The following is a 12,698-nucleotide window of genomic DNA, read 5'->3' as shown; positions in this document are numbered from 1 at the left end:
CGTCGGGTTTCCGCTGTGGTCACCCAACCGCGAGCACGCAGTGCGAGCGGGATGAATGACGGCTTTGTCACTACCGCTAAAGGTGCGAGGGATGATCTCGTCTCGAACCACTACCGCGTCAGTGCGAGGGCGACACTTAGGTGCGGACCACGAAGGCTACACACGGAAAGGACCAGGTAACGTTTCGAGCGGCTTTCTTTGCTTACTTTCTTTGCCGCGGCAAAGAAAGTAAGTGCCGCCCCGCACAGGGGCAACGCCAGCGCCGCGAGGCGCTAACAAAGAGCCGCCGGCCGAGGCAAAGGAAGGCCGCCGCCCAAGGCAAAAACCTACATCCTCTCGATAATCCCCGCAGCCCCCATCCCAGTCCCCACACACATCGTCACCATCCCATACTTCAGATTGCGCCGCCGCAACCCATGCACAACAGTAGAAGCCCGAATCGCCCCGGTAGCCCCCAGCGGATGCCCCAAAGCAATCGCACCACCAAGCGGATTAACCTTGGAAACATCAAGCCCAAGATCCTGAATCACGGCCAAAGCCTGCGCAGCAAACGCCTCATTAAGCTCGAACCAGTCGATATCATCCTGCTTCAACCCAGCCGCCTTCAGCGCCGCAGGAATAGCCTCTTTAGGCCCAATCCCCATAATTTCAGGAGGCACCCCACGCACAGCAAAACTCACAAACCGGGCAAGCGGCGTCAAATTGAATTGCTTGAGAATCTTCTCTGACACGACGATCAACGCACCGGCACCGTCCGACGTCTGCGAGCTGTTACCCGCCGTCACCGAACCCTTGTTCGCGAACACCGGCCGCAGCTTCGCCAGACCTTCGAGCGACGTATCCTGACGCGGACCTTCATCGAGTGCGATCTCACGCGTCTTCACCTTCACCTCGCCACTGGCGAGATCCGGGAAACGTTCGGTCAGCGTGAACGCAGCGATCTCGTCGTTGAATTCACCGGACTGCTGCGCAGCCAGCGCCTTGCGATGTGATTCGACGGCGAACTGGTCCTGCGCCTCGCGGCTCACTTTCCAGCGCTCGGCCACGCGCTCGGCGGTCAAACCCATGCCGTAGGCGATACCGACGTTCTCATCGCGCTCGAAGATATGCGGCGACAGCGACGGCTTGTTGCCCATCATCGGCACCATGCTCATCGATTCGCAACCGCCCGCGATCATCACGTCCGATTCGCCGACGCGGATACGGTCCGCCGCCATCGCAAGCGCAGTTACACCCGACGCGCAGAAGCGGTTCACCGTCACGCCACCCACCGAGTTCGGCAGGCCGGCCAGCAATGCGCCGATCCGCGCGACGTTCAGCCCCTGCTCGCCTTCGGGAATCGCGCAACCGATGATCGCGTCTTCGATCAGCTTCGTATCGAGACCCGGCACCTGCGCGACCGCCGAGCGGATCGCGTGCACCAGCAGCTCGTCCGGGCGCGTGTTCTTGAAGATGCCGCGCGGCGCCTTGCCGATCGGCGTGCGACTGGCGGCGACGATGTACGCGTCCTGCACTTGTTTGTTACTCATGTCATCAGCTCCTTGTCAGCAGGAGTTAGCGCCTTGGCACTTACTCCTACCTCATGCGTAGGGTTGCTTTGTTCGCTCGCTCAGTCAGGTCAGTTGCGAACCGGCTTACCGGTCTGCAGCATGCCCATGATCCGTTCCTGTGTCTTCTGCGTACCGAGCAGATCCACGAAGGCGCGGCGCTCAAGAGTCAGCAACCACTCTTCGTCGACGAGGCTGCCCGCTTCGACATCGCCGCCGCACACCGCTTCCGCGATGCGGCTCGCGATCAGGAAATCGTGATCGCTGATGAAGCGGCCGTCGCGCATGTTGACGAGCGATGCCTTGATCGTCGAGATCGCCGAGCGCCCTGCCACCGGTACCTGCGTGACGCGCAGCGGTGCACGGTAACCCGCGGCGGACAACGCACGCGCTTCCTTCTTCGCGATGTCGAGCAGTTCGAACACGTTGAAGACGATCGTATCGGTGGGCTTCAGATAACCCATCGCACGCGCATCGAGTGCCGACGACGAAACCTTCGCCATCGCCGCGTTTTCAAACGACTTCTGCACGAACTTCAGCAGATCGGTTGTCGCACCGGCCGCACTAGCCGCCTCGGCTGCGCGCAACGCTGCTTCCTTCAGACCGCCACCGGCCGGCACCAGGCCGACACCGACTTCGACGAGGCCGAAATAACTCTCGATATGCGCAACACGCTTCGCGCTATGCAGCGCCAGTTCGCAACCGCCGCCGAGCGCAATGCCTGACACCGCGGCAATAACCGGCACATTCGCGTATTTCACGCGCAGCATGCCGTGCTGGAATTTCTTCACGAACGGGTCGATGCCTTTCGCGCCGCCCATCATGAACGCGGGCATCGCTTCTTCGAGGTTCGCACCGGCCGAGAACGGACCGCCCGGCGTGCCGAGCTTCAGCGAAGTCGGTTGCCACACAACAAGACCCTTGAATTCCTTCTCCGCGAGTTCGATAGCCTGCGTGAGGCCATCGATCACACCCGGGCCAATCGTGTTCATCTTGCTCTTGAACGAGACGATCAGCACATCGTCTTCGCCAGCACGATCATCGACCCATGCACGCACATGATCGGTCTCGAACTGCGTCTTGCCATAGGTCTTCGGATCGGCACCCGTCTCGCCGACGAGCGGCGCGCGGAACACCTGGCGGTCGTAGATCGACAGCGACGAACGCGGCACGAACGACTTCGCAGCCGGCGACCACGAACCTTCGGCGGTATGCACGCCGCCCTTCTCCGCAACCACGCCTTCAAGCACCCACGCAGGCAGCGGCACATTTGCGAGCGCCTTACCCGCCGAGATGTCTTCCTGCACCCACTCGGCAACCTGCTTCCAGCCGGCGGTCTGCCAGCCTTCGAACGGACCTTCGTTCCAGCCGAAGCCCCAGCGGATCGCGAGGTCGACGTCGCGTGCGTTGTCGGCGATCGACTCGAGATGCACGGCGATGTAGTGATACACGTCGCGGAAGATCGACCACAGGAACTGTGCCTGCAGATGCTCCGACTCGCGCAGCAGCTTCAGCCGCTCGGCCGCCGGACGCTTGAGGATCCGGCCGACCAGTTCATCCGCCTTCGCGCCGCCGTCGACATAGGTGCCGGTCTTCGGATCGAGCACCTTGATGGCTTTGCCTTCTTTCTTGTAGAAGCCGCCCCCGGTCTTCTGGCCGAGCGCGCCCTTCTTCACGAGTTCGGCGAGCACGGCAGGCGTCTCGTAGACCGGGAAGAACGGGTCGTCGGTGAGGTTGTCCTGCATCGTCTTGATGACGTGGGCCATCGTGTCGAGGCCGACCACATCGGCGGTGCGGAACGTCGCCGATTTCGCGCGACCCAGACGGCTGCCCGTCAGATCGTCGACTTCGTCGAAGCGCAGACCGAACTTCGCGGCCTCGGTGATCACTGCGAGGATCGAGAAGATACCGACGCGGTTAGCGATGAAGTTTGGCGTATCTTTCGCCCGCACCACACCCTTGCCGACGACGCTCGTCAGGAAGGTTTCGAGTTGATCGAGAATTTCGGGCCGCGTGTGCGTGGTCGGGATCAGTTCGACCAGATGCATGTAGCGCGGCGGATTGAAGAAATGCACGCCGCAGAAACGCGCTTTCAGTTCGTCCGAAAAGCCTTGCGACAGTTCGGTGATCGACAGACCCGACGTGTTGCTCGCGAAGATCGCGTTCGGCGCGAGATGCGGCGACACTTTCTTGTACAGGTCGTGCTTCCAGTCCATCCGTTCGGCGATCGCTTCGATCACGACGTCGCATTCGGCGAGCTTCTCGATGTCGTCGTCATAGTTCGCGGGCTGGATGTACTGCGCGTCGTCCTTGACGCCAAACGGCGCCGGCGACAGTTTCTTCAGATTCTCGATCGCCTTCAGCGCGATCGCGTTCTTCGGGCCTTCTTTGGCCGGCAGATCGAAAAGGAGCACCGGCACCTTGGCGTTGATCAGGTGCGCAGCGATCTGCGCGCCCATCACGCCGGCGCCGAGCACGGCTACCTTGCGAATGATCAGATTGCTCACGTCGTTCCTCCAGCGGAATTTGCAAATGGAGCGGATTGGGTGGTCGGGTCGGCTGCTGCTACGGATGAGCGTCGAAGCGGACTACCTGTGGTTCGTTACGATGTGTCGTTGTTTCGCGATGCCGTCGCGGCGTTGCGCTGCGAGCGAGTACCGTTAGCAGTTGTAGCGAGCGCCGCGCGGTCTACGCACGGCACCCGCACTGCTCGCTTAAAACAGCGCTTCGTCGACTTCCATCAGCGTCTTCGAACCCGCGCGCGCCGCACGGATCGTCGATGCCGTTTCAGGCAACAACCGGGCGAAATAGAAGCGCGCCGTAGCAAGCTTCGCCTTGTAGAACGGATCGCCGGACGCCTGCTTGTCGAGCGCGATGCGTGCCATGCGTGCCCAGAAGTACGAGAACACCAGGTGGCCAACGGTGCGCAGATACGGCACAGCGGCTGCGCCGACTTCATCCTGGTTCTGCATCGCCTTCATGCCGATTTCCATCGTCAGCTTCTGCACCTTGTCGCCGATATCCGCGAGCGGATTGATGAATTCCTGCATCGCCGGGTTCACGCCTTCGGCTTCGACGAAATCGGTGACGAGCTTGCCGAAGCGCTTCAGCTTCGCGCCCATGTCGCCGAGCACCTTACGACCCAGCAGGTCGAGCGATTGAATCGAGTTCGTGCCTTCGTAGATCATGTTGATCCGCGCGTCGCGCACGTATTGCTCCATGCCCCATTCGGTGATGAAGCCGTGGCCGCCGTAGATCTGCATCGCGTGATTCGTGCCTTCGAACGCGTTGTCCGACAGAAACGCTTTCAGGATCGGCGTGAGCAGCGCGACGAGATCGGCAGCTTCCTTGCGGACCGCTTCGTCGCTATGCGAGAACTCTTTGTCGATGTGCAGCGCGGACCAGTACGAGAATGCGCGTGCGCCTTCGGCATAGGCCTTTTGCGTGAGCAGCATACGACGCACGTCGGGGTGCACGATGATCGGATCCGCTGCTTTTTCGGGTGCTTTCGGGCCGGTCAGCGAACGCATCTGCAGCCGTTCCTTCGCGTACACGAGCGAGTTCTGATACGCGATCTCGGTGAGGCCGAGACTTTGCATGCCGACGCCCAGACGCGCCGCATTCATCATCACGAACATCGCGTTCAGGCCTTTGTTCGGCTCACCGACGAGCCAGCCCTTCGCATTGTCGAGATTGATCACGCAGGTTGCGTTGGCGTGAATGCCCATCTTGTGTTCGATCGAACCGCACTTCACACCGTTACGCTCGCCCGGTTCGCCGCTTGCATCCGGAACGAACTTCGGCACGATGAAGAGCGAGATGCCCTTCGTGCCTTGCGGTGCATCCGGCAGTCGCGCGAGCACGAGGTGAACGATGTTCTCCGCGAGATCGTGTTCGCCGCTCGAGATAAAGATTTTCGTGCCGCTGATCGCGTACGAGCCGTCGCCGTTCGGTTCGGCCTTGGTACGCAGGATGCCGAGATCGGTGCCGCAATGCGGTTCGGTCAGGCACATCGTGCCGGTCCAGACACCCGATACGAGCTTCGGCAGATAGACCTTCTGCTGGTCGGGCGTGCCGTGTTCGTGCAGACATTCGTACGCGCCGTGCGAGAGGCCGGGGTACATCGTCCACGCCTGATTCGCCGAGTTCAGCATTTCATACAGCGCGTTGTTGACGAATGCGGGCAGCCCCTGGCCGCCGTATTCCGGATCGCAACCGAGCGCAGGCCAGCCTGCCTCGACGTACTGCTGGTACGCTTCCTTGAAGCCCTTCGGCGTGGTGACGACGCCGTCACCCACGTAGGTGCAGCCTTCGCGATCGCCGCTCTGGTTGAGCGGGAACAGCACCTCGGAGCAGAACTTGCCGGCCTCTTCGAGTACCTGGTTGATCGTGTCCGCGTCGAGATCCGCGTGCTTCGGCATCTGCTTGATCTCGGCTTCGACGTTGAGCAGTTCGTGCAACACGAATTGCATGTCGCGCAGCGGCGCGGCGTACTGTCCCATGACTCTCTCCAATCCAAAGGTGTTGACTTAAGCCCGGCTGTCAGCGCAGCCCCAGGTGTGGGGTTGCCGGTGTCGTCGAACCCGATGGACCGGGCCGGCTACGCTAACGGCTTTCGCTTTGATACGAAACAATCAGTTTTTCCAGCGCGGCCCACGTGAGACGCACCGCATCCGGCAGATGCAGGAAACGCGCGTCGTGGTGTAGACCGAGCGAGAAGCTGTACAGTTCGAAGAGCATCAGTTGCGGATCGGTATCCGCGCGCAAATGCCCTTCTTCCATCGACTGCGAAATGGCCCGCATCATCGCGGCACGCCACATCGTGACGCTCAACACCAGTTGCTCGCGCACCTGGCTGTCCGCGCGGTCGTCGTACTCGACTGCACCGCTGATATAGATGCAGCCAGTCGTCACTTCCTGAATGCGTTTTTCGATCCAGCGCGACAGCATCGCGCGTAGACGCGGCAGTCCGCGCGGCTCGCGCAGACTCGGGAAAAACACCTCGTCTTCGAAACGACGGTGATATTCGCGCACGACCTCAACCTGCAGATCCTCGCGCGACCCGAAATGCGCGAACACGCCGCTCTTGCTCATCTGCATGCGCTCGGCCAGCAAGCCAATCGTCAGACCTTCCAGTCCGTCGCGGCTTGCCAGATCGAGTGCTGCATCGAGAATCGCTACTCGCGTTTGTTCGCCTTTTCGCATAGCTCTTTTACCGTTCCGGTATGACCAAAATAAAATCGAACGGCCGTACTATTATTGGGTGCGACCGCCCGCGAAACAAGGACTTTATTAGAAACCGGTTTCTAACCGGACTCCAATTCTGCGGCATACGCCCACTGGGGACTGAGCGATTTTTTAGAGCCGTTTGCCTTCTTTGCCGGCCCTGTGCCGATGTAGCAGCGCGCAGCGCTAATCGTAACCACCTACGGTAAGCAGTTTCATGACTGCCCGATACGCTGTGTAAGCGAGCCAGTTGATGAGCCGCTCGCCCGCCGGACGGGCCTCGTAGCGCGCAAGGTCGATACGGCGCGCGTCGCGGAAGGCTAAAAGAATTGCATTGCGCAATTCGTCGATTTCCCTATGTTGCACCAGCATCACATTCGCTTCGTTGTTGAGCACGAGACTCAACGCGTCGAGATTCGACGACCCGACTGTCGCCCAGTTCGAGTCGACCACCGCGACCTTGCCGTGCAGCATGGTCTTTTCATATTCGGCGATCTTCACGCCGGCTTTCAGCAGCGAGCGATACAGGAAGGGCACCGCGTAATCGAGTGCAGCGAATTCCTTGCGACCGATTACGAGCCGCACATCGATACCGCGCCGCGCCGCAAACACTAACGCACGACGCAGCTTGCGACCGGGCATGAAGTACGGATTGGCGAGCAGCACTTCGGTGCGTGCCTGGCCGATTGCGGTGAGGTAGGCCTTCTCGATCGCCCGACGATTGATCAGGTTATCGCGTGCGATAAATGCCACGTAGGGTTCAGCCGCGCTGCGCAGATCCGGACGCCGCGCATGACTACTGGTGCGCAGGCGCGCGCGGCGCAGGCTGCGGTGATCGTCGGGTGAAGGCGTGAGGTCGGGACGCAGCGACTCCGCGCTGCGGTGTCCGCTGCGAATCCGCTGCCACTGCTGTTCGAATGCGTCGCGCACATCGGCGACCACCGACCCGTGCAGTTCAACCGCGAAGTCCCAGCGCGAATACGGCAGACGCGTGCCGTTCTGGTCGAAGTCGTCGACGATGTTGATGCCGCCGCAGAACGCGTAGGTATCGTCGACGGCTGCCAGCTTGCGATGCGTGCGCGAAAAACCGAAGCGGCCGAACAGATGCGGGTTGTAGATCCGGTGTTCGATGCCGGCTTGCGGCCAGTCGTTGAACATCGGCAGGCGCGCGGTACCGATGCCGTCGGTGATGACACGTACCCGCACGCCGCGCGAAGCAGCGCGCTTTAATGCATCCGCGACGGCAAGACCGGCTTCGTCGTCGCTGAAGATGTAGGTTTCGAGCGCGACGTCGCGAGTTGCCGCGTCGATACGGGCGATCAACGCAGCGAAGAAGTCGTCCCCGGAGCAGAACAGCCGCACATCGTTGCCGGCCGTGAAACGGTACTTCGACCAGTAGCGCCGCTTGAACAGGCTCTGCCGAAGCCGCGCGAAACGTCGTACGCCGCCTGCGCTCATCGCTGACGCTCGTCGCGGCGCGCGTAGAGCCGCCAGGGCAGTTGCAGGATCGCTTCACGGTTCGATGGCGAGAAGCAACGAGCAGCCGCTTCCTGATACGGCAGCCACTCGTAGGCCGTGTGTTCGCGAGGTGCGAGCTTGACGTCCATGCAATACGGCACCCGCAGGCTGAACCAGTGCTCGGTGTTGCGCGTGACACCCTCCGCATAGCGATGACGCCACACCGGATAGATGTCGTATTCGATCCGATGCTGCCAGTCGAGCAGCGCGCCGCGCGGCACCTCGTCGCTACCGATCACGATGCCGGTCTCTTCTGCGACTTCGCGCACGGCCGTCTGCGCGAGCAGTTCATCGTGGCTGTCTTTCGAACCGGTCACGGATTGCCAGAAGGCCCCATGGTCCGCCCGTTCGATGATCAGCACATCGAGCTCGGGCGTGTAGATGACGACAAGAACGGATTCTGGAATCTTCGGCGGTTTCGGCATGGTGATCGGACGGGACACGTGGGACGCACGATGCATGTCGGGCAGCGGACGCTACGGCGACTGTAACGCAAAAAGCAGAAAAGGCGCGTGACGCGCCTTTTCATTCCATCGAGCAAGCAGTGCTGGCCGCGTTCGCTCGCGGCCGCCAAGCCTATCGCACCTATTGCGCCTTTTGCTCCGGCTGACGCAGACGGATGTGCAACTCGCGCAGCTGGCGCTCGTCGACTTCGCTCGGCGCCTGCGTGAGCAGGTCCTGCGCACGTTGCGTCTTCGGGAAAGCGATCACGTCGCGGATCGAATCGGCACCGGCCATCATCGTGACGATGCGGTCGAGACCGAACGCGATCCCACCGTGCGGCGGTGCGCCGTACTGCAGCGCGTCGAGCAGGAAGCCGAACTTCGCGCGCGCTTCATCCGGACCGATCTTCAGCGCACGGAACACCTTGCTCTGCACTTCCTCGCGGTGAATCCGCACCGAGCCGCCGCCGATTTCCCAGCCGTTCAGCACGATGTCGTAAGCCTTCGCAAGGCAACGCGCCGGGTCGGTCTCGAGATACTCGAGATGCTCGTCCTTCGGCGACGTGAACGGATGGTGCGCAGCGACGTAGCGGTTGTCCTCTTCGTCGTATTCGAACATCGGGAAGTCGATCACCCACAGCGGCTGCCAGCCGCTTTCGACGAGGCCGTTCGCCTTGCCGAATTCCGAATGACCGATCTTCAGGCGCAGCGCGCCGAGGCTGTCGTTGACGACTTTCGCGCGGTCAGCGGCGAAGAACACGATGTCGCCGTCTTCTGCACCGGTGCGCTCGAGAATCGCAGCGATCGATGCGTCGTGCAGGTTCTTCACGATCGGGCTTTGCAGGCCGTCACGGCCCTTCGCGACTTCGTTGACCTTGATCCACGCGAGACCCTTCGCGCCATAGATGCGCACGAATTCCGTGTAGCTGTCGATGTCGCCGCGCGAAAGCTCGCTGCCCTTCGGCACGCGCAGCGCCGCGACGCGACCGTCCTTCGTGTTAGCCGGCGTGCTGAACACCTTGAAGTCGACGTCTTTCATGACGTCGGTCAGTTCGGTGAATTCGAGCTTCACGCGCAGGTCCGGCTTGTCCGAACCGAAGCGTTGCATCGCTTCCGAGTACTTCATCACCGGGAACGTCGACGCGAGTTCGACGCCGATCGTTTCCTTGAACACGTGGCGTGTCATGTCCTCGAACAGGTCGCGAATCTCCTGCTCGCCGAGGAACGACGTTTCGCAATCGATCTGCGTGAATTCCGGCTGACGGTCGGCGCGCAGGTCTTCGTCGCGGAAGCACTTGACGATCTGGTAGTAACGATCGAAGTTCGCGACCATCAGCAACTGCTTGAAGAGCTGCGGCGACTGCGGCAACGCGAAGAACTGGCCCGGGTTGGTACGCGAGGGCACGAGGTAATCGCGTGCGCCTTCCGGCGTGCTCTTCGTGAGCATCGGCGTTTCGATATCGATGAAACCGCGTGCGTCGAGATACTTGCGCACTTCCATCGCGACGCGATAGCGCAGACGCAGGTTGTGCTGCATCTGCGGACGGCGCAGATCGAGCACGCGGTGCGTTAGACGCGTGGTTTCCGACAGGTTGTCGTCGTCGAGCTGGAACGGCGGCGTAACCGACGCGTTCAGCACGGTCAGCTCGTGACACAGCACTTCGATCTTGCCGCTCGTGAGACCCGCGTTAGCGGTGCCTTCCGGGCGGTTGCGCACCAGACCTTTGACCTGCACACAGAATTCGTTGCGCACGCCTTCGGCGGTCTTGAACATGTCGGCACGATCCGGATCGCACACGACCTGGACGAGACCTTCGCGATCGCGCAGATCGATGAAGATGACGCCGCCATGATCGCGCCGGCGTTGCACCCAGCCGCACAGCGACACGGTTTGGCCCAGCAGGTGTTCGGTCACCAGACCGCAGTATTCAGATCTCATCGACATGATGTTCGTCTTTCGTTTTGCATTAGTTGAACGGCGCGCATCCGCGAACGGCGCGCGCCCGCATTACAGCGGAGGCTCGATGACGCTGCTGCGACGCGGCTGCGCCGGCTGCGGCGCGGACGGCGCGACCACGCCCATCGAGACGATGTACTTCAATGCCGCGTCGACCGTCATATCGAGTTCGACGACTTCGCTCTTCGGCAACATCAGGAAGAAACCGGACGTCGGATTCGGCGTAGTCGGCACATACACGCTGACGTGATCTTCCTTCAGGTGATTGACGACGTCGCCGCCCGGGATACCGGTCAGAAACGCGATCGTGTACGAGCCTTTGCGCGGGTATTCGATCAGCAGCGCCTTGCGGAATGCATTGCCGTTGCTCGACAGCAGCGTGTCCGATACCTGCTTGACGCTCGTGTAGATCGGCCCGACCACCGGAATGTGGCGCACCAGCAGTTCCCACCACTTCACGAGCTTCTGGCCGATGAAGTTCTGCGTGAACAGCCCGACGATGAAGATGAACGCCAGCGTCAGCAACGCGCCGAGACCGGGCAGACGGAAACCGAGCGCGCGCTCCGGCTGCCACGCTTCGGGCAGCAGCAACAGCGTCTGGTCCATCGTACCGATGATGAGGCCGAGCACCCACAGCGTGATGGCGAGAGGTACCAGCACCAGCAGGCCGGTCAGGAACACCGATTTGAGCGTCGTTTTCTTCGTCGTCATGTGTACCGCCAGAGAGCCTGCCCGGCGAGGCCGGGTTCGGCATGTATGCCGCCGCGCAGGCGGCAAGCCTTATGTACTGCCACTGCCCTTGCTGCCCGCACTGCTTGCTGCAGCGGCGGCCGGTGCTGCAGCAGGCACCGCTGCCGTAATCGCGGATGCGCCCGATGTCTCGGAAGCACCCGATGAAGTGCCCGTATCGGCCTTGTCGCTGGTGCCTTTCGCGGCGGCTGCATCGCCGTCCGATGCGGCATTCGCACCGGTGGCCGTTCCATTTGTCTTCGCCGTGTTACCGCCACGGAAATCCGTGACGTACCAGCCCGAGCCTTTCAGCTGGAAGCCGGCGGCAGTCACCTGCTTGCGGAAGGTGGATTTCCCGCACTCGGGACAGTCAGTCAGCGGCGCGTCGCTCATCTTCTGAAGGACATCCTTCGCGAAGCCGCATGACTCGCAACGATAAGCGTAGATCGGCATGTTTCTTTCCCTGCGGAATTCTTGAAAACGCTTGCAAAGCCTTGAATTATAGCCGCAAAAGGTTTCCCGCCTCCGGTTTTCGGGAGCGGTCGGTCAATACGCGGCCAGCGCGGCGCTTGCCGCCTCAAGTGCGGGCGACGACGGGGAAATTCAATCAAACCTGGCGAGAATCGCGGCGACGCCACGTCAGCCAGCGCTCACGGCCCGCGAAGAAGGGGATCGAATCGGCAACCGGTTCGTCTTCGATCAGCTCGAAGTGCTGGGCGAGCAATGCGTCCAGTTCGGCCCGGTCAATGCCGAACGGCGGCCCTTTAGGCTCCATACCGAAGAAAAAGAACCCTGCCAGAAAGCCGCCCGGTGGGAGCAGACGGGCCATCTGTTGCGCATAGTCGGCGCGGCGCGCGACCGGCAAGGCGCATAGAAATGCGCGCTCGTAAATCCAGCCCGGCGTGAACGGCGGCTGGTAAGCGAAGAAATCGGCCTGTTCGACGACATTGCCGTGTATGCCAAGCTGCGCGCGCGCCGTATCGACGGCGGCCGGCGCGAAATCGATGGCGCGTACCTGCTGGCCACGGTTCGCAAGCCATAGCGCTTCCCACGCGCTGCCGCAGCCGGGAATCAGCACCGCCGTGTCGGTGTGCCGGGTGGCAAACGACTGGAATGCGGCCGGCACCCCCGCCTGGTCCCAGGGCGTGAAGCCGTGCTCGAAGCGTTCGTCCCAGAAATCGGGCGAATTGGGATCGCGGGTCGCGAAGGTGGGCACGGCTGGCACGTCCGGGCGAGATGGTTCGGTCATGAAGAAACTCCGTCGAATCCGGCGATCAC

At 61.8% G+C, this 12,698-nt stretch carries 10 protein-coding genes; all 10 read right to left on the bottom strand.

Translation table 11 applies throughout. The annotated features are described in order from the left end of the window. Nucleotides 1–326: 326 nt before the first annotated feature. A complete protein-coding gene (locus tag M0D65_RS29455) occupies nt 327–1,529 on the bottom strand; it encodes an acetyl-CoA C-acyltransferase (protein ID WP_266255666.1) in 1,203 nt (400 codons plus the stop codon). An 89-nt stretch (nt 1,530–1,618) separates the two neighbouring features. Continuing rightward, entirely contained in the window at nt 1,619–4,054 is a 2,436-nt protein-coding gene (locus M0D65_RS29450) for a 3-hydroxyacyl-CoA dehydrogenase/enoyl-CoA hydratase family protein (RefSeq protein ID WP_266255665.1), read from the bottom strand. 207 nt (nt 4,055–4,261) lie between these two features. Next, entirely contained in the window at nt 4,262–6,049 is a 1,788-nt protein-coding gene (locus M0D65_RS29445) for an acyl-CoA dehydrogenase C-terminal domain-containing protein (protein ID WP_266255664.1), read from the bottom strand. 103 nt (nt 6,050–6,152) lie between these two features. Then, the gene (locus M0D65_RS29440) at nt 6,153–6,752 is read right to left on the bottom strand and encodes a TetR/AcrR family transcriptional regulator (protein ID WP_091011027.1); all 600 of its coding nucleotides are present in this window, start codon (nt 6,750–6,752) and stop codon (nt 6,153–6,155) included. A gap of 207 nt (nt 6,753–6,959) precedes the next feature. Further along, the gene (clsB, locus tag M0D65_RS29435) at nt 6,960–8,231 is read right to left on the bottom strand and encodes a cardiolipin synthase ClsB (protein ID WP_266255663.1); all 1,272 of its coding nucleotides are present in this window, start codon (nt 8,229–8,231) and stop codon (nt 6,960–6,962) included. Further along, nucleotides 8,228–8,716: a dihydroneopterin triphosphate diphosphatase gene (gene nudB / locus M0D65_RS29430; protein WP_266255737.1), complete on the bottom strand. Its 489-nt coding sequence runs from the start codon at nt 8,714–8,716 to the stop codon at nt 8,228–8,230. The genes clsB and nudB overlap by 4 nt, the downstream gene beginning before the upstream one ends. 160 nt (nt 8,717–8,876) lie before the next feature. After that, the gene (aspS, locus tag M0D65_RS29425; protein WP_091011024.1) at nt 8,877–10,679 is read right to left on the bottom strand and encodes an aspartate--tRNA ligase; all 1,803 of its coding nucleotides are present in this window, start codon (nt 10,677–10,679) and stop codon (nt 8,877–8,879) included. A 63-nt stretch (nt 10,680–10,742) separates the two neighbouring features. After that, nucleotides 10,743–11,402 (bottom strand): DUF502 domain-containing protein, encoded by a 660-nt coding sequence (locus tag M0D65_RS29420; protein ID WP_091011023.1) that lies wholly within the window; start codon nt 11,400–11,402, stop codon nt 10,743–10,745. Nucleotides 11,403–11,471: 69 nt separating this feature from the next. After that, nucleotides 11,472–11,873, bottom strand: a complete 402-nt coding sequence (locus tag M0D65_RS29415) for an FmdB family zinc ribbon protein (protein WP_266255662.1) — start codon at nt 11,871–11,873, stop codon at nt 11,472–11,474. Nucleotides 11,874–12,027: 154 nt separating this feature from the next. Continuing rightward, nucleotides 12,028–12,669 carry a methyltransferase domain-containing protein gene (locus M0D65_RS29410; protein ID WP_266255661.1) on the bottom strand — a complete coding sequence of 214 codons (642 nt, stop codon included), beginning with the start codon at nt 12,667–12,669 and terminating at the stop codon, nt 12,028–12,030. Nucleotides 12,670–12,698 lie beyond the last annotated feature (29 nt).

It is taken from the genome of Paraburkholderia sp. CHISQ3 (genome assembly GCF_030464945.1).
GTDB classification, from domain to species: Bacteria; Pseudomonadota; Gammaproteobacteria; order Burkholderiales; family Burkholderiaceae; genus Paraburkholderia; species Paraburkholderia megapolitana.
This window is presented reverse-complemented; position numbering and strand designations above follow the sequence as displayed.